At 64.3% G+C, this 26032-nt stretch carries 19 protein-coding genes and 2 tRNA genes; 12 read left to right on the forward strand and 9 right to left on the reverse strand.

Annotated features, from left to right (window positions below):
- Nucleotides 1–12: 12 nt before the first annotated feature.
- Nucleotides 13–1260 (reverse strand): ISL3 family transposase, encoded by a 1248-nt coding sequence (locus tag CJU94_RS16680; protein ID WP_095417046.1) that lies wholly within the window; start codon nucleotides 1258–1260, stop codon nucleotides 13–15.
- On the opposite strand from CJU94_RS16680, the gene CJU94_RS16685 reads away from it, so the two are divergent.
- Both CJU94_RS16685 and CJU94_RS16690 read left to right on the forward strand, forming a co-directional pair.
- Nucleotides 1259–1678, forward strand: a complete 420-nt coding sequence (locus CJU94_RS16685) for a hypothetical protein (protein ID WP_095417045.1) — start codon at nucleotides 1259–1261, stop codon at nucleotides 1676–1678. The genes CJU94_RS16680 and CJU94_RS16685 overlap by 2 nt on opposite strands.
- A gap of 194 nt (nucleotides 1679–1872) precedes the next feature.
- Entirely contained in the window at nucleotides 1873–3177 is a 1305-nt protein-coding gene (locus CJU94_RS16690; protein WP_095419629.1) for a glycosyltransferase family 4 protein, read from the forward strand.
- A gap of 79 nt (nucleotides 3178–3256) precedes the next feature.
- Here the strand turns inward: CJU94_RS16690 and rpiA are convergent, their stop codons facing one another.
- The 3 genes from rpiA to rnr all read right to left on the reverse strand — a co-directional run bounded on the left by rpiA (nucleotide 3257) and on the right by rnr (nucleotide 7483).
- Nucleotides 3257–3952 (reverse strand): ribose-5-phosphate isomerase RpiA, encoded by a 696-nt coding sequence (rpiA, locus tag CJU94_RS16695; protein WP_095419630.1) that lies wholly within the window; start codon nucleotides 3950–3952, stop codon nucleotides 3257–3259.
- Nucleotides 3953–4017: 65 nt separating this feature from the next.
- Entirely contained in the window at nucleotides 4018–4761 is a 744-nt protein-coding gene (gene rlmB, locus CJU94_RS16700; RefSeq protein ID WP_011488090.1) for a 23S rRNA (guanosine(2251)-2'-O)-methyltransferase RlmB, read from the reverse strand.
- Nucleotides 4762–4981: 220 nt separating this feature from the next.
- Nucleotides 4982–7483, reverse strand: a complete 2502-nt coding sequence (rnr, locus tag CJU94_RS16705; RefSeq protein ID WP_095419631.1) for a ribonuclease R — start codon at nucleotides 7481–7483, stop codon at nucleotides 4982–4984.
- Nucleotides 7484–7823: 340 nt separating this feature from the next.
- Between rnr and CJU94_RS16710 the strand changes: the two genes are divergently transcribed.
- A tRNA-Leu gene (locus CJU94_RS16710) sits at nucleotides 7824–7910 on the forward strand.
- 251 nt (nucleotides 7911–8161) lie between these two features.
- Nucleotides 8162–8248 (forward strand) — tRNA-Leu (locus CJU94_RS16715).
- 190 nt (nucleotides 8249–8438) lie between these two features.
- Here CJU94_RS16715 and CJU94_RS16720 read toward each other — a convergent pair.
- On the reverse strand, nucleotides 8439–9770 hold the full coding sequence (locus tag CJU94_RS16720) for a chloride channel protein (protein ID WP_095419632.1): 1332 nt from the start codon (nucleotides 9768–9770) through the stop codon (nucleotides 8439–8441).
- A gap of 248 nt (nucleotides 9771–10018) precedes the next feature.
- The gene (locus tag CJU94_RS16725) at nucleotides 10019–10393 is read right to left on the reverse strand and encodes an MAPEG family protein (RefSeq protein ID WP_095419633.1); all 375 of its coding nucleotides are present in this window, start codon (nucleotides 10391–10393) and stop codon (nucleotides 10019–10021) included.
- Nucleotides 10394–10802: 409 nt separating this feature from the next.
- On the opposite strand from CJU94_RS16725, the gene CJU94_RS16730 reads away from it, so the two are divergent.
- The 8 genes from CJU94_RS16730 (at nucleotide 10803) to CJU94_RS16765 (ending at nucleotide 23326) form a co-directional block, all read left to right on the forward strand.
- On the forward strand, nucleotides 10803–12023 hold the full coding sequence (locus CJU94_RS16730) for an MFS transporter (protein WP_095419634.1): 1221 nt from the start codon (nucleotides 10803–10805) through the stop codon (nucleotides 12021–12023).
- 360 nt (nucleotides 12024–12383) lie between these two features.
- The gene (locus tag CJU94_RS16735; RefSeq protein WP_095419635.1) at nucleotides 12384–13259 is read left to right on the forward strand and encodes a TetR/AcrR family transcriptional regulator; all 876 of its coding nucleotides are present in this window, start codon (nucleotides 12384–12386) and stop codon (nucleotides 13257–13259) included.
- Between the two features lie 448 nt (nucleotides 13260–13707).
- On the forward strand, nucleotides 13708–16206 hold the full coding sequence (locus CJU94_RS16740; RefSeq protein ID WP_095419636.1) for an acyl-CoA dehydrogenase: 2499 nt from the start codon (nucleotides 13708–13710) through the stop codon (nucleotides 16204–16206).
- A gap of 156 nt (nucleotides 16207–16362) precedes the next feature.
- Nucleotides 16363–17781: a 3-oxoacyl-ACP reductase gene (locus CJU94_RS16745; protein ID WP_095419637.1), complete on the forward strand. Its 1419-nt coding sequence runs from the start codon at nucleotides 16363–16365 to the stop codon at nucleotides 17779–17781.
- A gap of 2 nt (nucleotides 17782–17783) precedes the next feature.
- Nucleotides 17784–18719 carry a MaoC/PaaZ C-terminal domain-containing protein gene (locus CJU94_RS16750; protein ID WP_095419638.1) on the forward strand — a complete coding sequence of 312 codons (936 nt, stop codon included), beginning with the start codon at nucleotides 17784–17786 and terminating at the stop codon, nucleotides 18717–18719.
- Nucleotides 18720–18910: 191 nt separating this feature from the next.
- Nucleotides 18911–20212: an acetyl-CoA C-acetyltransferase gene (locus CJU94_RS16755; RefSeq protein WP_095419639.1), complete on the forward strand. Its 1302-nt coding sequence runs from the start codon at nucleotides 18911–18913 to the stop codon at nucleotides 20210–20212.
- A 224-nt stretch (nucleotides 20213–20436) separates the two neighbouring features.
- The gene (locus CJU94_RS16760) at nucleotides 20437–22215 is read left to right on the forward strand and encodes an AMP-binding protein (RefSeq protein ID WP_095419640.1); all 1779 of its coding nucleotides are present in this window, start codon (nucleotides 20437–20439) and stop codon (nucleotides 22213–22215) included.
- Between the two features lie 214 nt (nucleotides 22216–22429).
- On the forward strand, nucleotides 22430–23326 hold the full coding sequence (locus CJU94_RS16765) for a DUF1571 domain-containing protein (RefSeq protein WP_095420404.1): 897 nt from the start codon (nucleotides 22430–22432) through the stop codon (nucleotides 23324–23326).
- On the opposite strand, the gene CJU94_RS16770 is transcribed toward CJU94_RS16765, so the two are convergent.
- From CJU94_RS16770 to CJU94_RS16780, 3 genes are read right to left on the reverse strand one after another with little or no spacing between them, the layout of a single operon-like run.
- On the reverse strand, nucleotides 23323–23739 hold the full coding sequence (locus CJU94_RS16770) for a hypothetical protein (protein WP_095419641.1): 417 nt from the start codon (nucleotides 23737–23739) through the stop codon (nucleotides 23323–23325). The genes CJU94_RS16765 and CJU94_RS16770 overlap by 4 nt on opposite strands.
- A 40-nt stretch (nucleotides 23740–23779) precedes the next feature.
- Nucleotides 23780–25357, reverse strand: coding sequence for an FAD-binding oxidoreductase (locus tag CJU94_RS16775; protein WP_095419642.1), 1578 nt, complete (start codon nucleotides 25355–25357; stop codon nucleotides 23780–23782).
- Nucleotides 25358–25396: 39 nt separating this feature from the next.
- Complete coding sequence (locus tag CJU94_RS16780) at nucleotides 25397–25879, reverse strand: hypothetical protein (RefSeq protein WP_095419643.1); 483 nt, start codon at nucleotides 25877–25879, stop codon at nucleotides 25397–25399.
- Nucleotides 25880–26032 lie beyond the last annotated feature (153 nt).

Genomic DNA, 26032 nt, shown 5'->3' on the forward strand with positions numbered 1-26032 from the left:
TTTAATGGTTCGTCAGTAAAAAGTGTGGGTTGTCGGCGGCTCGGGCAAATTGCCAAGTGCATGATATAGCGCGATTTCCGTCGTTCGAAACGTCCGGAAGCCGTACGCTTTTCTCATGGTGACTTTGGCCTTGTTGTTCAAACCCTCGACGATTCCGCTGGAGAACTGCTTGCGCGCATGAAAGTAGTTGAGAATCAGTTCTCGATGGGCGCGCACGGTGCGTGCGAACTTCTTCATTGGTTCGATGCGTGAGCGCATGACCCGGGTGCACCACTGATCGAGGAACTTGCCTGCCCAGACAGGCGAGATGTAATCCCAGATCTGCTGGAACTCCTCCTTGAGAAGATAGGCGCGGACACTGCGCAGGTTGTAGTGCAGCAGATCGCGCAGGCGCAGTCGCTGATTGTCAGTAAGGTTCTCTGGCCGCTTGAGCAAACACCAGCGGGACTTCTTGAGGACTGGCTCATAGCCGTCGCGGGTCATGCGGCGAGCTTCCTCGGCGCGAACCTCGTCGATCGCCTTGTTCATTTTGGCAACGATGTGGAAGCGGTCGAGGATGTTCAGCGCGTTGGGGCAATGTAGTGCGATCATCTCGATGTAGGGCCGCCACATGTCCGAGCAGACGAACTCGACCTGCTCGCACAACCGTTTGCCGATCATGACGAAGAACTTTGCGAAGCTTTCCTTCGTGCGCTCCTGGCCAACCCAAAGCAGGCGCACGCAGCTGGCCTCGATCTGATAGACCAGCGTGAGATAATTGTGCCCTCGGCCATACTGGATTTCATCGACGCCCAAAGCGCGGATGGTGCCGAGTTCGCGATGGGCCAGCCCCCAGTCGACCACCCACTCCACCGCCTGGGCAACCTTCTCCCAACTGGTGCGAAAGCTTTGCGCTGTCTCTTTCCAGGAGAGCTTGCGTGCCCACTGCGCGAGAAACAGCATGTAGGCCTTGGTCAGCGTGTGCTTGCCGATGGCCCACGGCACCGTCTCGACCTTCACGCCGCACTCACGGCAGTCGACGCGGCGCATGGCGTACAGCAAAATCACCGCGAAGCCCCAGATCGGAATAAATTCGAAACTACGCGATGCGAGCGTGTCATAGCCGCTGCCAGGCCGGTTGCAACACGAACAGATCGGCTTCGAACCCTTGCGTGGCCGCACGTCGATCTCGATGGTTTTGGACTGCTCGCACAGTCGGGCACTTTCATAGACGAAGCCGGGAAAATGATGGCAGGCATTGAGCAGGCGGGTCAGCAACATGGTTAGCAAGCGCGCGGGAATCAGTAAAGACGCTATTGTTACCTCAGATCCGCACGCACTGGAGCGCTACGTCCCGGACTTGCAGAACTGGCCTGCCTCATGGCGCTTCGAGGACGAGGACATCCCATTCGGACAGGCGCTCGTGAAGGTCTTCACACCTTTCCTGCAACACCTGCTGACCCACGGCTATGCCCGCAAAACGTTGCACCGCCACCGCGATCACCTTTGGATGCTTGGTGGCCATCTCATCGAAGTCCGTCACGTCGATCCGGACTTAGCCGCCATGGATGCCCGCACACTGCTTCTCAATGAGATCCACGAGTTCGGTGGCCCGCTTTCGAGGCACCTCTCCGAGCACGAGCAGAACGCCTTTGACGCTACCTGCAAGAAACTCTATCGCTTCCTCTGTCCCTCATGAATCGCATCAAACCACCCACAGATTCCGCCGACGAGCCTTTTTAATTAACGCCTTTTGGGCCTAGCAACGAGTGTATGTGGCGCATCGTTAGCTGTGCGTGCGCGTGCCCACATTCGGCGCGCGACTGTACGCGAATAATCAGACATCCCCGTTCGCCTATTGCGAACCTGTGTGTTCCATTACATCGCCTTTCTATGCGCCCGACGATCGACGCCCCACCTCTCGCTCCCCTCGCTCCCCTCGCCCCGCTCGCCCATTCGTTGCCGCTCGTTCAGCCCGCGCTGAGCGATCCTGCTGCCGCACCCGCAGCGCCGTCGTCGACGGCAGCCGGTGCATCGCCTGCGATACCGCGGGTGCTGTTCGTCGATCAGAGCGGCCAGCTCGGCGGCGCTGAATTCGCCCTGCTGCAACTCGCCGGACATTGCGCCGCACGCAGCGAAGTCGTGTTGCTTGCCGATGGTCCCTTTCGCGCGCGCCTCGAAACGCTCGGCGTGCGCGTGCAGGTGATCAACGACGCGCGCGTGTCCAACGTCGAGCGGCAAGCGTCCGTGTTGAACTGTCTGCGCGTCGTGCCCGGCATCCTGCGTCAGGTGCGTGCGATCGCAGCGCGGGCACGTCAGTTCGACGTGCTGTTTCTCAACACACAGAAAGCGCTGGTGCTCGGCGCGCTCGGCAAGCCGCTGCATCGCAAGCCGGTGATCTGGTATCAGCACGACATTCTCACGCGCGAGCATTTCGGGCGCGTGCAATTGAGTGTCGTCAAATGGCTGGTGCGCTTCGCGGTCGATCACGTGGTGGTGAATTCGCAGGCGTCGGCGCGCTCGCTCGCGGCGCTGACGGGTATGGCGGCGGGCTCGGCGCCGGTCGTCTACAACGGCATCGACGCCGCCGCGTTCAGCCGTGTGAACGGCGGCGACATGGCCGCGTTGCGGCGACGCCTCGGCTTGCCGGAACAGGCATGGCTCGCGGGTCTGTTCGGCCGCCTCGCGCCGTGGAAGGGCCAGCATATCGCGCTCGATGCACTCGCGCGCTTGCCTGATGCGCAGCTGGTGCTGGTGGGCGCCCCGCTATTCGGCGAAGACGCGTACGCGCAGCGCCTGCGCGAGCAGGCGGCGGCGCTCGGCGTGACGAATCGCGTGCACTTTGCGGGCTTTCAGGACGACGTGCCGGCATGGATGAAAGCGATGGACGTCATCCTGCACACGTCGACGGAGCCGGAGCCGTTCGGGCGGGTGGTGGTCGAAGGAATGGCCGCGGCGCGTCCGGTGATCGCCTCGGCGGCCGGTGGCGTGACCGAGATCGTGCGGCACGGGCGCAACGGCTGGCTGGTGAAACCGGGGGACGTCACGGCGCTGGCTGATGCGATCGGCACGTTGCGTGCCGATCCGGCTTTGGCGCAGCGCCTTGCGGAGCAGGCGCTGGCCGACGCCCGCACAGAATTTTCGGTGGAGCAGTATTTGCAGCGGATGACCCAGGAGATCCGGCGGGCCGCGCGCTAACGCATGACGATGCGAGCGAGGCGCCCGAGGCCACACGAGCCGGTTGACCGAGGCTCGCGCGCCGCTCCTGCAGCATTGCTCAACCCTTGCCGTACTCGATCGTCTCGACGCCGGTATCCGTGCCGAGCATGCACAGATCCGCGCCGCGGGTGGCGAACAGGCCCACCGTCACCACACCCGGCCAGGCGTTGATATGCGTTTCCAGCGTGCGCGGGTCGCTGATGCGCAAACCCTTGACGTCGAGGATTTCATTGCCGTTGTCGGTAATGAACGGCACGCCTTCTTTCGTGACGCGCACCACCGGCACACCGCCGAGCGCCGTGACGCGGCGGCCGATCGCGGTGCGCGCCATCGGCACCACTTCGATCGGCAGCGGGAAATTGCCGAGCGTCTCGACGAGCTTGCTGGCGTCCGCGATGCACACGAACACGTCCGACACCGACGCGACGATCTTCTCGCGCGTCAGCGCGCCGCCGCCGCCCTTGATCATCGCGCCGCTGTGGTCGATCTCGTCGGCGCCGTCCACGTACACCGGCAGCGAATCGATTTCGTTGAGGTCGAGCACCTTGAAGCCGTGCGACTGCAGCCGCGCGGTGGTGGCGAGCGAACTCGACACCGCGCCGCGGTAGCGCGTCTTGTCGGCCGCCAGCGCGTCGATGAAACAGTTCGCGGTGGAGCCGGTGCCGACGCCGATCACCGAGCCTTCGGGCACGTTGGCGTTCACGTAATCGGCGGCGGCCTGGCCGACCAGTTGCTTGAGTTCGTCTTGAGTCATGGGAAAGGCAGGCGAGCAGTAAAAAACGCTAGTTTACCGGAGTGGCGCGCGAGCGCCGCTCCGGTCTACTTCTTCACCGAGCGCTGGCGCACCGCTTCGAACAGGCAAACCCCGCTCGCCACCGACACATTCAGGCTTTCGACCGTGCCCGCCATCGGAATCTGCATGACCACATCGCAAGTGTCGCGGGTGAGGCGGCGCATGCCCTCGCCTTCGGCGCCCATCACGAGCGCCACCGGACCGTCCAGTTCCGTGTCGTAGAGGCTCTTGGTGGCCTCGCCGGCCGTACCGACGACCCACACCCCGGCATCCTTCAACTCACGCAGCGCGCGCGCCAGATTCGTCACGGTGATGTACGGCACGGTGTCGGCCGCGCCGCTCGCCACCTTCGCGGCCGTCGCGTTCAAGCCCACCGCGCGATCACGCGGTGCGATCACCGCGTGCGCGCCCGCGGCATCCGCAACCCGCAGACAGGCGCCGAGGTTGTGCGGATCGGTCACGCCGTCGAGCACGAGAATCAGCGGCGAACCGTTGATGCCGTCGAGCAGCTCGGCCAGGTTCTGCGCGAGTGGCATGTCGCCCGCGCGCGCGACCACGCCCTGATGGCGCTCCGTGTGCGCGAGACCCCACAGCCGCGTTTCGTCGGCGGCGATCAGGCGCACGCCGGCTTCTTTCGCCGCGTGCAGGAATTCGGTCATGCGACGGTCTTTGCGCGTCGCGTCGTAATAGACATCTTCGACCGTCGACGCGTCGTGCCGGATACGTGCCGTCACTGCGTGGAAACCGTATAAAACCTTGAGACGTGCCATGACTGATACAACCTTTGATTGAGCGCGCGTGCAACGCGCGCTGCTGTGATGAAGATGAACCTGTGCGAACCTGCTTGCTGCGCGTATCTGCCGCGTATTTGCCGCGTATCTGCCGCGCCTGCTTGCCGCGTTCGAATCGTGCCGGTGATGAAATGCAGACCGCGCGCAACCGGCACGTTGCGACGTGCCCGATGCGCGCGGTTCAAACAGTCAGGCGGCTTCAGCGCTTCTTGCGCGCCTGCGGCTTCGACGCCGGCTTGGTCGCCGCGCCGTGCTTCTTCGCCGCGCCGCGCGCCGCGCGTGCTTCCTTCACCGCCGCGGTTTGCGCGGGCGCGGCCTTCTTGCGGCGCCCGCCCGGCGCTGCCGCGCCGCCTTCCGCCGGCGGCAGCGAACGCACGCGGGCACCGCCGTTTTCACCGGACGATTTGTCGGCCGCCGGCCCACGCACCAACGGTGGCTTGATCGGCGTGTCGCGCACGAGCCGGAAGTCGATCTTGCGTGCGTCGAGATCGACGCGGCTCACCTGCACGCGCACGCGATCCGACAGACGATAACGGATCCCGGTGCGCTCGCCGCGCAACTCGTTCTTGATCTCGTCGTACTGGAAGTAGTCCGAGCCGAGTTCCGTGACGTGCACGAGGCCTTCGATGAACAGCGAGTCGAGCTGCACGAAAATACCGAACGACGTGACGCCGTTCACCATGCCGCCATACTCTTCGCCGAGCTTGTCGCGCATGAAGTAGCACTTCAACCAGGCTTCGACGTCGCGCGAGGCTTCGTCGGCGCGGCGTTCGTTGGCCGAGCAATGCAGACCGAGCTCTTCCCAGATCGCCACGTTGTTGCCGCGAACGCGGCCGCGTTTTTCGTCGTCGGCCTGCTGCATGGCGCGCGCGCGCGGCGAGAGCGCCGTATTCAGCTCGACGCCTTGCGGCGGCTCCGGCTGATACTTGCGGCCCTGCAGGATCGCGTAGATCGCGCGGTGCGTGAGCAGATCGGGATAACGGCGAATCGGGCTCGTGAAGTGCGCATACGCCTCATACGCGAGACCGAAGTGGCCGATATTCTCCGGGCTGTAGACGGCCTGCTGCATGGAGCGCAGCAGCATGGTCTGCAGCATCTGCGCGTCGGGCCGCTCGCGGATTTGCGCCATCAGCGCGGCGTAATCGCTCGCGTGCGGCGTGTCGCCACCGTTGAGCGTGAGGCCCATGCCGCGCAGGAAGGTGCGCAGATTCTCCAGCTTTTCCGCGGTCGGTCCGGCATGCACGCGGAACAGTCCCGGATGTTTGTTGCGCTTGAGGAAGTCGGCCGCGCAGACGTTCGCGGCCAGCATGCATTCCTCGATCAGCTTGTGCGCGTCGTTCCGCGTGCGCGGAATGATCTGTTCGATCTTGCCCTGCGCGTTGCAGACGATGTACGTCTCGGTCGTATCGAAGTCGATCGCGCCGCGTTTCTGGCGCGCCGCGAACAGCGACTTGTACACGCCGTACAGATTCTGCAGTTGCGGCAGCAAGGCGGCGCGGCGCGCGGCCTCCGGACCCTTGGTGTTCTTCAACACCGCGGCGACTTCCGTATAGGTGAGCCGCGCGGCCGAATGCATCACGCCGGGATAGAACTGATACGCCTTCACTTCGCCGCGCGCGGTGACGATCATGTCGCACACCAGCACGCAACGGTCGACGTTCGGATTCAGCGAGCACAGACCGTTCGACAGTTTCTCCGGCAGCATGGGAATCACGCGGCGCGGGAAATACACCGAGGTGCTGCGTTCGATCGCGTCGGCGTCGAGCCCGCTCTTCGGATGCACGTAGTGCGAGACGTCCGCGATCGCGACGATCAGGCGGAAGCCCTCGCCACGGCCGACCTGAACCGGCTCGCAGTACACGGCGTCGTCGAAGTCGCGGGCGTCTTCACCGTCGATCGTGACGAGCGGCACGTCGCGCAGATCGATGCGATGACGCGCGTCGACCGGGCGCACTTCGTCGGGCAGCCGCGAGGCTTCGTCGAGCGCGGCCGGGCTGAACTCGTGCGGCACGCCGTATTTGCGCACCGCGATTTCGATTTCCATGCCGGGGTCGTCGATATCGCCGAGCACTTCCACCACGCGGCCGAGCGGCTGCGAGTGACGGCTCGGGAAATCGGTCAGCTCGACCACCACCACCTGGCCGACCTTGGCCTTCTTGGTGTTCTGCGTGATCAGAATGTCGTGGCCGATGCGCTTGTCTTCGGGCGCGACGATCAACGCGCCGTTCTCGTTGAGCAGGCGGCCGATCACGCGCTTGTTGGCGCGATCCGTGACCTCGACGATATGCCCTTCCGGCCGGCCGCGCCGGTCATAGCCGACGATGCGCGCGAGCACGCGGTCGTTGTGCATGACCTTCTGCATTTCGCCGGTGGGCAGGAACAGATCGTCCTGGCCGTCGTCGCGAATTAGAAAACCGTAGCCGTCGCGATGACCTTGCACGCGGCCCGCAACGAAGTTCGACGGATGGGTCAGCTGATAGAGATTGCGCTGATCGAGCCGGATCTGGCCGTCGCGCTCCATCGCGCCTAAGCGCTTGAAAAATCCTTCGCGCTCCTGGCGCTTGATCGACAAGGCTTCGGCGATGTCGTTCGCGGCAAGCGGCGCTTCACTCGTGCGCAGGACGCCGAGGATTTCTTCGCGGCTTGGAATCGGATACGGAAATTTGCTCAAGGGCTTGTCGATGATTTTTTCTCGTTGCATGGACGTCGGTCGGCGATGTGGCTCGGCTTGGGAAGCGATTACGGTGCGCCTCGGTTGCGCTTCTCAGTCGCGCTTGAATTGCACCTGCAAATGCACAGAAAAGACTGCTCGGGTCCGGCTCGTTCAAGGCTGAGTCCGACGGGCGTGTGCACCGTGCCAACGAACTACTGCGAGGCATTCTAACACCCGTATTGCGCGCCAAGCGGCCCCAACAATGGTCGTTGGGCAGTTGCCGTGAAGCGCATGCAGGCACGTCGCCGCGATGTTTAAGCAAGTTTTGAGAAACGCTTGACAGCCCCCAATCTGTCGCTATAATGGCGTTCTTTGCTGTTCATCACCTGCCCAGGTGGCGAAATTGGTAGACGCACTAGGTTCAGGTCCTAGCGGTGGCAACACTGTGGAGGTTCGAGTCCTCTCTTGGGCACCAGATTCAAAAGTAAAGCCGCTTCCGAGCGGCTTTACTTTTTGTGTGAGACCAGGCGATCTGCTTCTGGATTTGCCGGAGCGGATGGCGTGGTTATCAGAGACGTAAAGCAGTTGGCAGGACGGTGGTTGAGCAATGAAGTATCACTTCGCTGCGCGGCCTATCCGGGCGGTTGAATGAAGCGAAGTTAGTTTGCATGTAGGGATTGACACGCTGCATCATCACGCTAAAATAGCGGTCTAGCTTGAAGACGTGCCCAGGTGGCGGAATTGGTAGACGCACTAGGTTCAGGTCCTAGCGGTGGCAACACCGTGGAGGTTCGAGTCCTCTCCTGGGCACCACCCCTCTCCAAGTGAAACGAAACACCCCGTTAAGCCTTTGTGCTTCGCGGGGTTTTTTGTTTCTGGCTTGCTTCGGGTCGCGTGTTCGAAGCGACGCCCTTTCCTGGCTGCTACCGGATATCGCTTTCGGCGGCATGCATGCATGCATGACATGACATCCGCCATTGCGCCGCCAGAAGCCGGACAAGCCTCATCGCGCTTTGCTCGCGCCACTCCAGCTCAAACCAGCGCTCGAGTGCATTGCCGGTACCCACTTCACGCAAGCGCGGAAACCCAGTAGCGCGCCGCCCACCGCGAACAGAACAGGCACCAGAAAATCCTGGCTCACGCGGGTGAATTCAAACATCAGCACCACGGCCGTCATCGGCATCTGCATCGAGGCGGCGAGGAACGCCGTTGCGCCGACCACCGCGAATGCACCCAGCGACGCCCCCGGCCACACCACGCTCCATACTCCGCCAAGCACGATCGCCAGCAACGCGCCGTTCGCGAGCCCCGGCGTGAGCAGACCGCCCTCGGCGCCTGCCCGCAGACTGCTTGCGGTAATCACCACCTTGAGCACCAGCAGCATCGCGGCAAGACCAATGGTGAGTCCACCATCGAATGCCAGTCCCGCGGGTCCCTTGCCATTGCCGAGCAACTGCGGGAAGTGCATGGCCAGCACGCCGATCACCGCGAAGTTCAGCAGCGACAACACCGGTAGCCGCCAGTTCTTCGGCGCCGCCGCTCGCGAGCGCTTCATCAGTTCCGCGAAGCTCCACGCCGCCACACCGAAAATCGGACCGCAGACCACGGACCAGACCACGAGCGATGCACTCAGCGTGAGCGAAGGCACAAGGTACTGATGTTCGTTGCCGAGTCCCACCTGAGCGACCAGCGCGGCCAACGACGAAGTCACGATTGCCGGCACCAACGCAGGCCAGCCGAAGGTGCCCAGCAGGACTTCGAGCACGAACACCGCGCCGCCGAGCGGCACGTTATAGACAGCGGCCAGACCGGCGCCGGCGCCGCACGCCACCATGATCCGGCTTTGCGCGACCGACAGCCCCGCACGGCGCGACAGCCAGCCGGCGAGCGCCGAGCCGATCTCGCGCGGCGCGACTTCACGGCCGAGCGGCGAGCCGAGCGCAACGGTGACGATCTGGAGCACCGCATGGACGGTCGTGCTGGCTAAAGGCATCTGCGGATCGTCGGACTTGACGGCCTCGCGAATGCTCACGAGCGGCCGGCCGAACCGATACAACGCCCACCAGCCGAGCCCGGCCACCAGCCCGCAAACCATCAGTACGAACAGGCGGCGTTCGGGCGCGGCGCCGCTCACGCCTTGCAGAAAACTCTCGGCGCTGATCACGTGCATCACGCTGTAGCCGTATGCAAGATGCTGGATGCCGTGCAACAGCAGCGCGAGCAACATGCCGCCAAGGCCCGCGCCGATGCCCGTAAGGAGCGTGACGGCAGCAACGACGGCAAATGGGCTGCGCTCGCGGCGCACAGGCTCAGAAGTGATCGATGTAAATGACATGGCGCGTTGACTACAGCGAGATAAGTAGGATGCAACCATCTTATTCCGCGGCGCAACATGAATCCAATTGATTTTTCACCTCGACTGATTCACTGAACGCATATATTGCGAATTGTCGGTCTACGTCGCAAGCCTCGCGGGAGTCCAAACACAGGTACCGTCTTCCGGAATCGGCAGGATCCAGCCGAGAAAGCTCGCCGGCGCCGACGGCTCGCGCCGACCGAACGGCGCGGCGCCGTCACGCCTGCCTAGCGAACCGACACAAAGAACATCGACACCACACAAGCAACGCCGACGAACCACACCAGCGACCGCAGTGACGCCAGGTTCGCCACATACAGCACCCCGTGCAACACCCGTGTCACGACGAAAGTGATCGCCAGCCAGTTGATCCACGTGCTCGATCCGCCCGCCTGTCCGGCGACGACGATCGCGGCGGTAAACATCGCCAGCGCTTCCCACGCGTTCTGATGCGCCGCATGAGCACGCGCGCGCCAGCCTTCGAGACCGGCAAGATACGCGCGCGGCGCGCGATTGTCGTAGCGCTTGCTGACCTTCGCAAGCATGGTCCACGGAAACGGCAACAGCGCCACGATGAGCAGGCATAAATGCGGAATCGTCATTGGTCAGTCTCCCTCATATGCGCGGCGCGAATGCCGCGAGCCGCTGTTATACCCGCCGCCCGGAGCCGGCGCCAACCGGAATCCCACGAGTGTCACCTCTACCGGCAAGCGAAATTACCCAAGGTCGAACTGACCGGATTACCGGGAAATAGCACCCGAAAATGGATTACAAATAACGAATCGTATTGCACACAGCATTAATACAATAATTACATTTTCCCGACACCGGCAAGGCATCGGAATTCCGCATGAAATCTGCTCCAGGGATTAATACGGATAAACGCGGCTTCATTCATGCAAGCGTTTAACAGTCGGCGTACACTCGCTCGAACCCTATGCCACGGGGCGCATGGGGCCGTAGAGCCGCCCGTCGTTAAGCGCGGGTTCTGGAGACTCAGGAGAGCAATCAATGAGCTGGACACGGGAACAGAGAAACGTCACGATCGCCGCCTATCTAGGCTGGACACTCGACGCATTCGATTTCTTTTTAATGGTGTTCGTATTGAAAGATATCGCAGCGGAGTTCAATACAAAAATTCCCGAAGTCGCCTTCGGCATTATGCTGACCTTGATGATGCGTCCGCTCGGCGCATTGATTTTCGGCTGGCTCGCCGACAAATACGGCCGGCGTCCCACGTTGATGGTCAACATCGCGTGCTTCTCGTTACTGGAATTGCTCTCCGGCTTCTCGCCGAATCTGGCCACCCTGCTCGTGCTGCGTGCGCTGTTCGGCATCGCGATGGGCGGTGAATGGGGCGTCGGCGGCGCACTGACCATGGAAACCGTGCCGCCGAAGTCGCGCGGCATCGTCTCGGGCCTGCTGCAAGCTGGCTATCCGAGCGGCTATCTGCTCGCCTCGGTCGTGTTCGGCGTGTTCTATCAGTACATCGGCTGGCGCGGCATGTTCTTCGTCGGCGTGCTGCCGGCGTTGCTCGTGTTGTACGTGCGGGCGCATGTGCCGGAATCGCCCGCCTTCAAGACGCTCGAAAAGAAAGCGCGTCCGGGTCTCGTCGCCACGCTCCGGCAGAACGTCAAGCTGTCGCTCTACGCGATCGTTCTGATGACGGCATTCAACTTCTTCTCGCACGGCTCGCAGGATCTGTATCCGACTTTCCTGCGTGTGCAGCATCAGTTCGATGCGCACACGGTGTCGTGGATCACGATCGTGCTGAACGTCGGCGCGATTTGCGGCGGCCTGTTCTTCGGCGCGTTGTCCGAGAAGATCGGCCGCAAGCGCGCGATCTTCATCGCCGCATTGATCGCGTTGCCGGTGCTGCCGCTGTGGGCCTTCTCGAGCACGCCGGTGCTCCTCGCGCTCGGCGCCTTTCTGATGCAGATCTCCGTGCAGGGTGCGTGGGGTGTGATTCCGGTGCACCTGAACGAAATCTCGCCCGATGAAATTCGCGCGACGTTCCCCGGCCTCGTGTATCAACTCGGCAATCTGATCGCGTCGGTCAACGGCCCGTTGCAGGCGAGCGCCGCCGAAGCGCACGGCAACAACTACGCGCTCGTCATGGCGGTCGTGATCGGCGTCGTGGTGGTGGTGATCGCGGCGCTGATTCCGTTCAGCCGCGAGCGCCGCGGCATCGACATGACGCAGTCGGCGAAACAGGTGGCGGCGCAGCTTTAAGCGTTCGAACTAAACAGCTATTTTGGCGGCGCGTTATCGGGCACAATAGGCGGCAAAGGCGGCTCGAACCGCCGTGACGCGGAGCACGCGTCAACCAATAAGCGCAGGGCCAGACACAGGTAGCAAGCAATACGAGGCCGTTCCGATTTCCATCGGAACGGCCTTTTTTATTTCCGCGCGGTTTGACGCACCGTGCGCACGGAAAGCGCGACCTTCGTCAGGTCTTCTAGAGGAGTTAGTCGACTACGACCCCTTGCTTGCTCGCACCATTCCTTCTTATCCTGAAAAAAACGGCCGTTTCAAATCTTTATTTGAATCGCTTGTTTGCGGGCCGGGCGCCCGGCAACTGGGAGACGCAACATGGCAGTTCGCACAACAGGCCGGCAAGCCGGCGATACGAAGTCCCGCATCCTCGACGCCGCCGAAACGCTTTTCATCGAATGCGGCTATGAGGCCATGTCGCTGCGCCAGATTACTTCGCGCGCCGAGGTCAATCTCGCGGCAGTGAACTACCACTTCGGCAGCAAGGAATCGCTGATTCACTCGATGCTGTCGCGCCGACTCGATCACCTCAATGAGGAGCGGCTCAAGCTGCTCGACCGCTTCGACGCCATGCTCGGCGACCGGTTGACCTGCGAGCATGTGCTCGGCGCGATGTTCATCCCCGCGCTGCGCCTGTCACGTGAACCACGGGTGGGCGGCAAGGCGTTTCTACGTTTGCTGGGCCGCGCTTATACCGATCCGTCGTCGTTCATCCGCGACTTTCTCAACGGGCACTATGCCTCGGTGGCCGTGCGGTTTTTCGATGCGTTCCAGCGCGCGTTGCCGCATCTGCCGCGCGAGGAACTCGGCTGGCGCCTTCACTTCGCGATCGGCGCGCTCTCGGGCGTGCTGGCCGGCACCGACACCGACAGCCTGATCTCCGAGTTCTCGCAGGGCAAATCGATGAACGATCTGCAACTCATCGCACGCCTCGCCTCGCTGATGGTGGCCGCGCTCAAGGCGCCGCTGCCCGACGGCTCGCAACTGGCCGCATTCGCCGCGGTACTGGGCGACGCCACCGAGAGCGGCCCGGAATGCGCCGTCGACGGCGGTGCGCAGAGCGCGGCGAGTCCGGCGCGCGCGCCCGGCGAACCGGCGTCGGCATCGTCGTCGCCCGCTGTATCGGAAGGCGAACGAGGTGGCGGCAATGTGGAAGCGGGAGCGTTTCAGCACGCATTGCACGGCACGGCCTAGCGATGCAGCATGGCGGGCGGCGCCGTCACGCGCCGTCCGCACGCGGCGCTCGCGCGAGCCGGCGAATCGATCGCCGCCGGGCCATGCGGGCACGCCGCGCAACGTTTAGCATGCCGCAGTATCGAAGCCGTAGTCGACCGGCAATCCCTACCCAGCCGGCCGGTATCAGACAGGCAACAAGTACCCGGTACGCACTCAACGAGAAGGCAGCCGAACGATATGAACGCCACATACCTGAGCAGCACGTCTAAGGCCCGCACCTAAGCGACGCCGCGCTGTCGAACTACAGACACGACACGCAAACGAAGCCGGCGCGATAGTCGAGCAAACGCAGGTACAACCCGAACGCGCGGCAAGCCACCGCCGCCGGGCAGAAAATCAATAGAACGCGCACCGTCCGCGCCCCGTGGATGCGTTCGCACGCACCATCGAAACAGGAGGAAACGTCATGCCGTGGTTCATCCTAGTGCTCGTCATCACCGCTTGCGCGCTCGTCTATGTACAGGCGCGCGCCGCCTGGTGGCTTGCCTTCATGATCGTCTGGGTGGCGGCCGCGCATGTGAGCGGCGCGGCGGGACCGGTGGCCACGACGCTGCTCGCCATCGTGTTCGTCCTGCCTGCCCTCGTGCTCGCGTTCAAGCCGCTGCGCCGCGCGTGGCTTGCGAAACCGGTGCTCGACATCTTCCGCAAGATCCTGCCGGAGATGTCGCCGACCGAGCGCGATGCGATCGAAGCCGGCACGGTCTGGTGGGACGCCGAACTGTTCTCGGGACGCCCGCACTGGGACAAGCTGCTCGGCTACGGTCCCGCCACACTGAGCGCGGAAGAGCAGTCATTCCTCGATGTCGAATGCGAGCAGCTCTGCGATCTCGCGAACGATTGGGAAACCACCATGGTCTGGCAGGACCTGTCGCCGCAAACCTGGCAGTACATCAAGGAGCGCGGCTTTCTCGGCATGATCATTCCGAAGCAGTACGGCGGCAAACAGTTCTCCGCCTACGCGCATTCGCAGGTCATCATGAAGCTCGCCACCCGCTGCTCGGCTGCCGCCGTGTCGGTGATGGTGCCGAACTCGCTCGGCCCCGCCGAGTTGCTGATGCACTACGGCACCGACGAGCAGAAGAACCACTATCTGCCGCGCCTCGCGCGCGGCGAGGAAATCCCCTGCTTCGCATTGACGAGCCCTTACGCGGGTTCGGACGCGGCGGCGATTCCGGACCTCGGCATCGTGTGCAAGGGCACGTTCGAAGGTCGCGAGACGCTCGGTTTTCGCGTCACGTGGGACAAGCGCTACATCACGCTCGGACCGATTGCGACCGTGCTCGGCCTCGCCTTCCGCGCGCTCGATCCTGATCATCTGCTCGGCACGAACGACGAACCCGGCATCACCTGCGCGCTGATTCCGACCGACCATCCTGGCGTGAACATCGGCCGCCGTCACTGGCCGCTCAACGCGGTGTTCCAGAACGGCCCGAACTCGGGCAAGGACGTGTTCATTCCGCTCGACTGGGTGATCGGCGGACGCGCCCAGGTCGGCAACGGCTGGCGCATGCTGATGGAATGCCTGGCGGCGGGCCGGGCGATTTCGCTGCCCTCGTCGAATGTGGGGATGGCGAAAATCGCCGTGCGCGGCACCGGTGCCTACGCCGCGATTCGCCGGCAGTTCCGCACCCCCGTCGGCAAGTTCGAGGGCGTGCAGGAAGCGCTCGGCCGCATGGGCGGCAACCTGTACGTGATGGACGCCGCACGCCGCCTGTCCGCGCAGGCGGTGGACCTCGGCGAAAAGCCTTCGGTGATTTCGGCGATCGCCAAATATCACATCACCGAACGCGCCCGCATGGTCATCAACGACGGCATGGATGTCGCCGCCGGCAAGGGCATCTGCATGGGACCGTCGAATTTTCTCGCACGCGCCTATCAGCAGGTACCGATCGCGATCACCGTGGAAGGCGCAAACATTCTCACGCGCTGCCTCATCATCTTCGGCCAGGGTGCGATCCGCTGTCATCCGTATGTGCTGAAGGAAATGGCCGCCACGCGCGAAACGGATCGAGCGAGGGCGCTGCGCGATTTCGACGAGGCGTTCTTCGGCCACGTCAGCTTCACGCTTTCCAACGTGGTCCGCAGTTTTGTCTATGGCGTAACGGGCGGCGCCTTCATCGCCAGACCGCGCACGGCCTACGCGCCGCTGCATGCGTACTATCGCGCGGCCACGCGCCTGTCCACCGCGTTCGCGCTGCTCGCCGATGTTTCGATGTTCGTGCTCGGCGGCGACCTGAAACGCCGCGAGCGCATCTCCGCGCGGCTCGGCGACGTGCTGTCGCAGCTCTACCTGATCTCGGCCACGCTCAAGCGCTTCGAAGACGAAGGCCGTCAGGAAGAAGACCTGCCGCTGGTCCGCTGGGGCGTGGAGGATTCGTTGTACAAGGCGCAACACGCGCTCGACGGCGTGCTCGCCAACTACCCGAACCGCCTCGCCGCCGGACTCGTGCGCGCGCTCGCATTTCCGTTCGGCCTGCCGCACCGTGAGCCGTCCGACCGCCTCGGCAGTGAAATCGCCGAACTGATGCAAACCCCAGGCGCCGCGCGCAACCGTCTGGTGTCCGATTCGTACGTGCCGCATCCGGATGTCGACGCGCTCGGCTATGGCGAGCTGGTGTTCGAACTGCACCCGCGCTTCACGCAGATCGACCAGAAGCTGCGCGAAGCGCTCAGGCAAGGCCTCATCGAACCGATGCCGCAGAGCCTGCCGCAACTGGCCGCATGGACCGACGCGGTGCAGCAAAAAGGCCTGATCGACGCCGAAGAACGCCGCGTGCTCGACGATTACGCGCGTTATGGCGCGCAAGTCGTGAAGGTGGACGACTTCCCGGCCGACTTCGACATGCTCGCCAACCTGCAGAAGCGCAAGGAGACGCTGGAAAAGGCGCTGGAGCTCGCGGCCTGAACCCGGCGCCGGCCGCAAAAAAACATCCGGGCAAGGCGCGCCGCGTGCGCCGAACTCGGTGCACACTGACACACGTTCGGCGCCCCTATCCCGCGAGGGACTGCATTCGGGACTGGGGGCGTCCTTCGAGGCGTGGCCAGCGGAGCAATCAATAATATGAACGACTCTTATCTGAACTTCGTCAATTCGCCATTCGGCGGCCGCCTTGCGCGCTCGCTCGGGCTGCCCAAGCCCGAGGTGCTGCGCCGTTATCGCGCCGACCAGCCCGAGTTCGGCGGTCTGGTGGCGATCGGCGCCGGCCGTGAACCGCAGTTGCTCGACGCGCTCGCGAATCTCGTGGCCAGCATCGGCGTGATAACGAGCGTCGCGCATGAGAGCGCCGGGCTGTGGGTGCCGCTCGCCAATCGCCACGGACTCATGACGGGGCGTTTCGAACCGGCCGACTCCAGCTCTCAAGGCAGGCTCGCGGCCCTGCTGTTCGACGCGAGCGGTATCGAAGACAGTACCCAGCTCGAACCGCTGCACGACTTCTTTCACGACACGCTGCGCTCGCTCGGCAAATGCGGGCGCATCATCGTGCTGGGACGGCCGCCGGAAAGCTGTGCGACGCCGCGTCAGTGGACCGCGCAGCGCGCGCTCGAAGGCCTCGTGCGTTCGCTCGGCAAGGAAGCCCGGCGCGGCATCACCGCCAATCTGGTCTACGTGGAGCAAGGCGCCGAAAGCCGCGCCGAAGCGACGCTGCGATTCTTCCTGTCGCCGCGTTCGGCCTATGTGTCGGGTCAGGTGGTGCGCATCGCCGCCGCCGGCGCGGGCCATGAGCCCATGCCGGGGATCGACTGGCAAGAGCCGCTCGCGGGCCGGCGCGCGGTCGTGACCGGCGCCGCGCGCGGCATCGGCGCCTCGATTGCGAGCGTGCTAGCGGCCGAAGGCGCGCACGTGATCGGCATCGACATCCCCGCGGCGCGGGAGGCGCTCGACGCCACCATGCGTCAATTGAACGGCACCGCGCTCGCATTCGACATCGCCGCACCCGAAGCACCCGCGCAAATCGCCGCCGCGCTCGACGAACAGGGCGTGGATATCGTGGTGCACAACGCCGGCATCACCAGGGACAAGACCATCGCGAAGATGACCGACGCCGCGTGGCAAAGCGTGATCGACATCAACCTGTGCGCGCAGGAGCGGATCGACGACGCCCTGCTCGCCGCGGGCATTCTGCGCGACGGCGGCCGCATTATCGGCGTGTCGTCGATCAGCGGCATTGCCGGCAATCTCGGCCAGACCAATTACGCCACCTCGAAGGCCGGCGTGATCGGCCGGGTGCAGAGCATGGCGCCGCATTTGCGCGCGCGCGGCATCACGATCAATGCGGTCGCGCCCGGCTTTATCGAAACGCAGATGACCGCGAAAATTCCGCTCGCGATCCGCGAAGCCGGCCGCCGCATGAATTCGATGAGCCAGGGCGGCCAGCCGGTCGATGTCGCGCAGACCATCGCGTGGCTCGCGCATCCGGGGTCGGCGGGCGTGAGCGGCCAGGTCGTGCGCGTGTGCGGTCAAAGCCTGATTGGAGCATGACCATGGGTGAGCCGGGGGATCCGTTCGGCGGCAGTCATGCATCGAACACGGCGCGGCCGGACGCGGTGCGGCCCAAAACCGTCGTGATCGACACTTTGCCCGCACCCGCGAAGCTCTACGCGCGCGCGTTGTCGGGCATCGTCAAACGCGGGCGCGAGACGCATCTGCCGCCGCTGCGCCTCGTGCGCCCCGCCGTCCCCCTCGACCCGGGCCCGATCTGGCGCTACGCGCGCGTGTGCGGGTTCATCCCCGAGCACGGCGTGCCGCTCACCTATCCGCATCTGCTGGCCTTCCCCTTGCATCTGCTGATGCTGACCGACCCGGCGTTTCCGTGGCCGGCGCTCGGGCTCGTGCATCTGGCCAACCATGTGCGCCTGCGCCGGCCGCTCGCCTACAAGGACATGCTGCGCGTCGAGGTGGAATTCGGCGCGCTGCTGCGCCACGACAAAGGCCAGGCGTTCGTGCTGCATACGCGCATGTACCGGCGCGGCGAAGCCGTGTGGGACGGCGACAGCGTCTATCTGAAACGCGGCGTGCCGGCGAGCGGCAGCGCGCTCGATCCGCTCGAACTCGGGCCCGAACCGTTGCAACGGATCGCCCGCTGGCAACTCGCGTCGCAACTGGGCCGCGACTATGCGAGCGTGTCCGGCGACTACAACCCGATCCATCTGAGCGCATTGTCCGCGAAGGCCTTCGGCTTTCCACGCGCGATCGCGCATGGCATGTGGACGCTGGCGCGCGCCGCCTCCGCACTGCAACCGCCCAAGCCGCTCGCGGAGGCCACGCTCAGCGCCGAATTCAAATTGCCGATGCTGCTGCCCGGCGAGGTTTCGCTGTGGAGCGCGTCGCCTTCGCTGATCGAACGCGACATCGAAGTGCGCGACATGGCCGGACAAAAACCGCATTTGCGCGGCCGTATGCAGTGGAGGCTGCAATGAGCTGCGCGCGTCGCTCGTGGAATCATGGAATCGGGACCGGCTGCAATCGTTGTTCTATCAGGACCGTCAACAGCGTCGGGAGCGTCGGGAGCGTCAGAAGCATCAGGGCCATCGCAAGAGGTCAGCGCAGCAATCGCACTAATCGCATTCGCCCCATCCAATAACCAGGGAACGCCCCGAAGGAGCCGAGCATGTCCAACCCGCTGCCAGCCGTACGCCGCGTCGCCATTGTCGGGGGCAACCGGATTCCGTTTGCCCGCTCGAACACCGCCTATGCGACCGCGTCGAACCAGGACATGCTGACCTTCACGCTGCAAGGCCTGATCGACCGCTACAACCTGCACGGCGAACGTCTGGGCGAAGTCGCGGCGGGCGCCGTCATCAAGCATTCGCGCGACTTCAATCTGACGCGCGAATCGGTGCTGTCCACCACGCTCGCGAGGGAAACGCCCGCCTACGACGTGCAGCAGGCCTGCGGCACCGGACTCGAAGCCGCGATCCTCGTCGCCAACAAGATTGCGCTGGGGCAGATCGAAGTGGGCATTGCGGGCGGCGTCGATACGACGTCCGATGCGCCGATCGGCGTCAACGAGCGCATGCGCCAGATCCTGCTCGAAGCGAATCGCGGCAAAAGCGCCGGGCAACGCGTCGGCGCGCTGACCAAGCTGCGGCCCGGCATGTTTTTCAAGCCGCTCCTGCCGCGCAACGGCGAGCCGCGCACGGGCCTGTCGATGGGCGAGCATTGCGAACTGATGGCCAAGCGCTGGAACATTTCGCGCGAGGCGCAGGACGTGCTGGCCTACGACAGCCACCGCAAGCTTTCGCAGGCCTATGCACGCGGCTTCGTCAACGATCTGATGACGCCGTACCGGGGCCTCGCGCGCGACAACAATCTGCGCGAGGACCTCACGCTCGAAAAACTCGCGGGCCTGAAGCCTGTGTTCGATCGCGACGCCGGCACGCTGACCGCCGGCAATTCGACGCCGCTCACCGACGGCGCCTCCGCCGTGCTGCTCGCAAGCGAGGACTGGGCCGCGCGCCATGGACTGCCCGTGCTCGCGTATCTGAGCTGGTCCGAGACCGCGGCCGTCGACTTCTTCGACAAGAAAGAAGGCCTGCTGATGGCGCCCGCGTATGCCGTGCCGCGCATGCTGGCGCGCGCCGGCCTCACGTTGCAGGACTTCGATCTGTACGAAATCCACGAAGCGTTTGCCGCACAGGTGTTGTGCACGCTCGCGGCGTGGCAGGATGACGAGTATTGCCGCACGCAACTCGGTTTGCCGGCCGCGCTCGGCGCGATCGAGCGCGCCAGGCTGAACGTGAACGGCAGTTCGCTTGCAACGGGTCATCCGTTTGCCGCGACGGGCGGACGCATCGTCGCCGGCCTCGCAAAGATGCTCGCGCAGCTCGACAAGCCGGCGGGCACCGCGCGCGGGTTGATTTCGATCTGCGCGGCCGGCGGCCAGGGCGTGGTGGCGATTCTGGAGCGCTGAGCGGCGTGCTTGGGTTCCGGTTCGGCGTCTGCACCGCCGTGTGGTTCTGGTTCGCGCATGCGAGTTGTTTTGATGACTGGCCGCACGATCGGCATACAAATAGATGAAGCCACAGCTTCAGCGATTATCTTGCATGAGACCGCAGTAACGCGTGACGACCAGAGTAAGTGCCAAAGCAGCCACTCTGGTCGACACGCGAACTCCGGTCGACAAAGGAGACGACTATGACGCAGCCCACTCAAACCCCGTTCCCGCTCGCCGCCGATGCCGCGGCGCCGAACGCAGCACAGCACGCGCCCAACACCGACGGCATCTGGTACGCCTCCTATCCGGCCGACGTGCCGCACGACATCGACGTCGCGCGGTACGAATCGGTCGTGCAGTTCTTCGACGAATGCATCGCCCAGTTCCGCGAGCGCGTGGCCTACGTGAGCGTGGGCGCGGACCTGACCTACGGCGAACTCGGCCGCAAGGCCAGCGCGTTCGCCGCGTATCTGCAAAGCCTCGGCGTGAAACCCGGCGAACGCGTGGCGATCATGTTGCCGAACACCTTCCAGTATCCGGTGTCGCTGTTCGGTGTGCTGAAGGCCGGCGCCGTGGTGGTCAACGTGAATCCGCTCTATACCGTGCGCGAACTCGCGCACCAGTTGAAAGACAGCGGCGCGCAAACCATCATCGTGTTCGAGAACTTCGCGAAAACGGTCGAAGACGCGCTGCCCGGCACCAAAGTGCAGAACGTCATCGTGACGGGCCTCGGCGATCTGCTTGCCGATGGTCTGAATCTGAAAGGACGCCTGCTCAATTTCATGCTGCGGCACGTGAAAAAAATGGTGCCGGCGTACAACCTGCCCAACGCCGTGCCCCTGCTCGAGGCGCTCTCGATCGGCTACTCGCGGCCGCTGACACCCGTGCGCCCCACGCACGCGGACATCGCGTTCCTGCAGTACACGGGCGGCACGACCGGCGTCGCCAAGGGCGCGATGCTCACGCACAAGAACATCATCGCCAATCTGCTGCAGGCGAAAGCGTGGTCCGAAGGTCAACTGACGGGCGACGTCGAAACGGTGCTCACGCCGCTGCCGCTCTATCACATCTATTCGTTGACCGTGAACGCGCTGATCTTCATGGGGCTCGGCGGGCGCAACATCCTGATCGCCAATCCGCGCGACATGAAGCGCGTGATGATGATCATCCGTCACGAGAAATTCACCGGCATGACCGCCGTGAATACGCTCTACAACGCGTTCCTTGAAAACGAGGAGTTCTGCAAGCGCGACTTCTCGAATCTCAAGCTCGCGATGGCGGGCGGCATGGCCACGCAGAAGTCGGTGGCCGAGCGCTTCAAGGCGGTGACCGGCAAGCCGATCATCGAGGGTTACGGGCTGACCGAATGCTCGCCGATCGTCTCGATGAATCCCGTCGATCTGAACAATATGCGTGACTTCGAAGGCTCGATCGGTTTGCCCGCGCCGTCCACTCACGTGCGTTTCAGGAAAGACGACGGCAGTTGGGCGAACATCGGCGAGGCGGGCGAATTGTGCGTGAAGGGCCCGCAGGTGATGAAGGGCTATTGGAACCGCCCGGAAGAAACCGCCAAGGTGATCGACGAAGACGGCTGGCTCGCCACCGGCGACATCGGCGTGATGGATTCGCGCGGCTATATCCGTCTGATCGACCGGAAGAAGGACATGGTTCTGGTGTCGGGCTTCAACGTCTATCCGAACGAAATCGAAGACGTGATCGCGGCGCACCCGGACGTGCGGGAAGTCGCGGCCATCGGCGTACCCGATGCCGCGCAAGGCGAACGGGTGAAGGTGTTCATCGTCAGGCGCAATCCCTCGCTGACCGCGGAACAGGTGATCGCCCATTGCCGCAAGAACCTGACGGGCTACAAGGTGCCGAAGCTCGTCGAGTTCCGCGACGAGCTGCCGCAAACCAACGTGGGCAAAATACTGCGCCGCGCACTGCGCGACGAGGAACTCGCGAAGCAAAAGCCTGCCTGACTGAGATTGCGCCTCGCGTCACCTTTCGGAGAGATTCATGAAGCACCGCATGTCCGCACGCTCATGCCGCACACCGGCCTTCATGCCTCTACGGCGCCTTGCGGCGCGGGCCATCGGCTTACGGGCGTCGCTTCATGCGTCGCTTCATGCGTCGCTTCATGCGTCGCTTCATGCGTCGCTTCATGCGTCGTTGCGGGGCGCGCCGTCACGCGCAATGCTGCTCGCCGCGCTCATGACGGGCGCGGCCGCGCTCGCCACACCCGCCGCGTTCGCGCAAAACGACGACACGCCGCCCGCGCTCGATACCGTCAGCGCCGTCAAGGCGCCGACCACGCCGTCCGCGCAGGTCGGCAAGCTCACGCTGGATCAGCAGGTCAAATGGCTGCGCGCCGCACAACAGAGCGGCGCCATGGAAAAACTCGACGACGCGCAACTGGTCGCGCTATTCCAGTCGCTCGATCCGCTCGCGTTGCCGCGTTATATCAAGGAAGGGCCGAACGGCTATCCGTCGTACGAGTTCACCATGTCGCGCTCGGAACGCATTCGCGGCCAGTGGCCCGACAAGCCCGACCACATGCTGGTGCGCGTCGCGCACGAGCCGCTGCGAATCTACGCGAAGTGGCTGCCCGACGGCGCGCACGCCGGCCAGGAAGTCATTTACGACGAGTCCAGGCGGACCGACGAGATGTACGGACACCTGGGCGGCATCCTGAATGTCATGCCGTTATGGACATCGCTGAACGGCGCCCTCGCCCGCGCCCAATCGAATCATGACGTGCGCGATCTCGGCACCGAATACATTGCGAACCAATACCTCACCGAGGGCAAAAAATACGCCGAGTCCGGCTTGCCGCGCTCGACCACGGTGGCGGTGAAAACGATCGACGGCGTGCGCGTGGTGACCTTCACGTTCGAAACACCCGCCGGCCAGCCGCAGTTCTACGCGAGGAAAGAAACGCTCGGCCTGGATCTGCGGCATCCGTATTTCCGCACGGTCGAGTCTTACGCCAACGACGGCCAGATCTTCGAGAGAATCGTGTTCGAAACCATCTCGCCGAAAACATTCGACGACGCGACGTTCGATCCGAAAAACAAGGCGTACAGGTTCTAGCGCGCCACGCGCGGCGCGAACGCGAACGCGACATGGGCCGGCTGCGCGCCAGCGCCCGCGCCCTGCTCGTACCGATGTTCGATCAGGTGTCCCGCGCGAGCCGCGAGTTCGCTGAGGACGAAGTAATCCGACGCGCGCGTCAGACCGATCAGCGTGGCCGATGCACGCGCGGACGATACGCCAAGAAGCGGCGCGAGGGTCGAGTACCAGAGCGCGCCGATATCGTCGCCGGTTTCGAACACGGGCCACTGCCGGTGCGCGGCATACCCGGCGAGCGCGGCGCCACCGGCCAGCGTGGAATCGGCCACCGCCACCGTGTTGCCGCACGCCGCGGCGTGCGCGAGCCACGGCCATGCGCTCGCCGCGACGCCCGGCAGGCATGCGCCGGTTATCATGAAAGTGCGCCGGTCCATGGATCGCTCCTGTCGTCATGTCGCCGCTTGCGGTGCGCGCTCACGTATAGCCTCGCCGGTCGCGCCACGCCGCCGGCCAGATGCCCTGCTTGCCCGGCGCGAGAATGCCGTTCGGGTCGAGCGCGTCCTTGATCGTCTCCGAGAGCCGCAGCAATGCGCCATCGTTGAAGTTGTATTGGGCCGCGGCAAAATCCATATACGCAAGATGCGCGCGATATTCGCCGTAGCCCGCCGCGCGTGCGTCGCTCATCAGCGAACGCAACAACGCGCCGGCCTGCTCGACCTGGTTCGCGTCATCGCGGTCGAAGATCGCCGCGAAAATGTGATGCAGATGTCGCGCGCCCGCCGTGAAGCCACCGTAGTAATCGAAGCCGTATTCCGCGGCACGCGCCTTGACCATCGTGTATTGACGCAACGCGTCGCGCCCGGTCGCCGGACACACCGGCGCGAAATCCACATGCGCGCCCGCGCCGCCGCGCCAGTCGAGCATGCGAAACGCGCTCATCGCGGGAATGCCGGCGAGATTGCGGTCGCCGCCCGCCACGGGCTGCGCATCGCCCGCATAACGCCGGGCGGACAGCCGCGCCTGCGGCACCCGGGCGAACGCGCGCTGCACGATCGCATAACGCGCGTCGATCAATTCAGGCGTACCGTATAGCGCGAAATGCAGATTCCAGCGGCCCACATTCAGCTTGTCGAGCATCGCGGCCACCGCGCTCTCCGGCATCGCGCCCGGACCGTCATACCACTGCGCGCGCGCCGACAAACCGGCCGCGCGGCGCAAACCGCCTTCGATCACGGCGTGATTGCAGATCGTTTCATCGAGCCGCAACGGACGCAAAATCTCCACGATGGTTTCGAGATCCGCTTCATGCCGGAACTGGATTTCGCCGAGCAGATACGCGGGCGGCGCCGGCATCAGCCAGACGCCCAGCTTGGTGACGATGCCGTAGTTCGACTGCATGAACATCGCATCGAACGAGGGTCCGTAGCCCGGCTGGTACAACTGCCACGCGGTACCGATTTCGATTCCGCCCATTCCGGTGCGCAACACGTCGCCGTTGGCCAGCACCACTTCCATGCCGCACTGCGCCGCCGCGTGATCGCCGTACGCCGTATAGCCGAAGCCGCGCTCGAGCGTATTGCCGACCACGCTGCCCCACCCGGCCGCGGGCGGATCGACCCACAGCCTGTAGCCCTTCTCGCGCAGATACGCGTACAGATCGAAATAACTGACGCCCGGCTCGACCAGCGCGTAGCCCATCGTCTCGTTCACTTCGATGATGCGGTTCATTCTGTGCAGATCGAGCACGACCGAACCGGCAAGGCGCGGCGCCGCGCCGCCATAGGCGAAGTTGCGGCCGGTCGAGACGGTCCACAGCGGAATGTGAAATTGGTTGGCAATCCGCAATACCGCGCGAATCTCGTCGACGGAACCGGGCAACAGCGCGGCGCTGGCCGAAAACGCTTCGCGCTCGCCGGGCGCGAACGGATCGAGATACGCGGCGAGTCCGTCCGCCGCGGTCACCACCTGCGGCTCGCCGACAATCGAGCGCCAACTGGCGAGCGCGCGATCGAACTGCGCGGCGGATACCTTCGGCGGCAAGCTGCGAATCAAAGCATCTCCTTGGCCGCCACGCGTGCGAGCGGCAGCGAGTTAGCGGCGCATTCCACCGCCGCCGCGCGACATGCCGCCCCATGTGTGCGTGGGCGGCCCACCGCGCGAGGCGCCATGGCCCGCGCCGTACGGTCCGTGCAAGCCATGCAGATAGCGCACGTGATCCATGTGATGAAAGTGGTGAAAGCGGTCGACGAACACGAACGCCACGCCGACTCCGAACACCACCGGCGGCCCCCAATACCATGGATCGTAGTAGTAGAGCGAGCCATCCGCCAGAGCCTGTGCGGCGGCATCGTCCTCGACGATCTGCCACGTGCCGTCCGGTTGCAGGCACGCACGGCCGGATATCTCCTGCATGACACCGTCGATTTCCGCCTGCCCCACCACGAAGCGGCACGTCGACACATCCATTGCGAGCGCGTCCGCGTGCGCCTCGAGCGGCGCGGCGCACGCGGCGCAACAACACAGGGAGGCAAAGCCGCGCAACAGCCGGCTGCCGAACTGATGAAATATGAACATGATGTTGCTGCCTCGACGCACCGGCGTTGCGACCCGCAAGAGACGTGTCGGCGCCGTGAAGACACCGTCGGTTTGCCTTGCCCGGAACCGTGCGGCCAGCGCGCGGGCGCGACGACGACACGATCCAGCAACCAGTAAACGATGCGCCGCGCG

Source organism: Paraburkholderia aromaticivorans (assembly GCF_002278075.1).
Taxonomy (GTDB): domain Bacteria; phylum Pseudomonadota; class Gammaproteobacteria; order Burkholderiales; family Burkholderiaceae; genus Paraburkholderia; species Paraburkholderia aromaticivorans.

Coding starts and splice junctions, on each gene's coding strand:
- CJU94_RS16685 (WP_095417045.1), top strand. CDS start 1,259: ATGGTTAGCAAGCGCGCGGGAATCAGTAAAGACGCTATTGTTACCTCA.
- CJU94_RS16680 (WP_095417046.1), bottom strand. CDS start 1,260: ATGTTGCTGACCCGCCTGCTCAATGCCTGCCATCATTTTCCCGGCTTC.
- CJU94_RS16690 (WP_095419629.1), top strand. CDS start 1,873: ATGCGCCCGACGATCGACGCCCCACCTCTCGCTCCCCTCGCTCCCCTC.
- rpiA (WP_095419630.1), bottom strand. CDS start 3,952: ATGACTCAAGACGAACTCAAGCAACTGGTCGGCCAGGCCGCCGCCGAT.
- rlmB (WP_011488090.1), bottom strand. CDS start 4,761: ATGGCACGTCTCAAGGTTTTATACGGTTTCCACGCAGTGACGGCACGT.
- rnr (WP_095419631.1), bottom strand. CDS start 7,483: ATGCAACGAGAAAAAATCATCGACAAGCCCTTGAGCAAATTTCCGTAT.
- CJU94_RS16720 (WP_095419632.1), bottom strand. CDS start 9,770: ATGTCATTTACATCGATCACTTCTGAGCCTGTGCGCCGCGAGCGCAGC.
- CJU94_RS16725 (WP_095419633.1), bottom strand. CDS start 10,393: ATGACGATTCCGCATTTATGCCTGCTCATCGTGGCGCTGTTGCCGTTT.
- CJU94_RS16730 (WP_095419634.1), top strand. CDS start 10,803: ATGAGCTGGACACGGGAACAGAGAAACGTCACGATCGCCGCCTATCTA.
- CJU94_RS16735 (WP_095419635.1), top strand. CDS start 12,384: ATGGCAGTTCGCACAACAGGCCGGCAAGCCGGCGATACGAAGTCCCGC.
- CJU94_RS16740 (WP_095419636.1), top strand. CDS start 13,708: ATGCCGTGGTTCATCCTAGTGCTCGTCATCACCGCTTGCGCGCTCGTC.
- CJU94_RS16745 (WP_095419637.1), top strand. CDS start 16,363: ATGAACGACTCTTATCTGAACTTCGTCAATTCGCCATTCGGCGGCCGC.
- CJU94_RS16750 (WP_095419638.1), top strand. CDS start 17,784: ATGGGTGAGCCGGGGGATCCGTTCGGCGGCAGTCATGCATCGAACACG.
- CJU94_RS16755 (WP_095419639.1), top strand. CDS start 18,911: ATGTCCAACCCGCTGCCAGCCGTACGCCGCGTCGCCATTGTCGGGGGC.
- CJU94_RS16760 (WP_095419640.1), top strand. CDS start 20,437: ATGACGCAGCCCACTCAAACCCCGTTCCCGCTCGCCGCCGATGCCGCG.
- CJU94_RS16765 (WP_095420404.1), top strand. CDS start 22,430: ATGCTGCTCGCCGCGCTCATGACGGGCGCGGCCGCGCTCGCCACACCC.
- CJU94_RS16770 (WP_095419641.1), bottom strand. CDS start 23,739: ATGGACCGGCGCACTTTCATGATAACCGGCGCATGCCTGCCGGGCGTC.
- CJU94_RS16780 (WP_095419643.1), bottom strand. CDS start 25,879: ATGTTCATATTTCATCAGTTCGGCAGCCGGCTGTTGCGCGGCTTTGCC.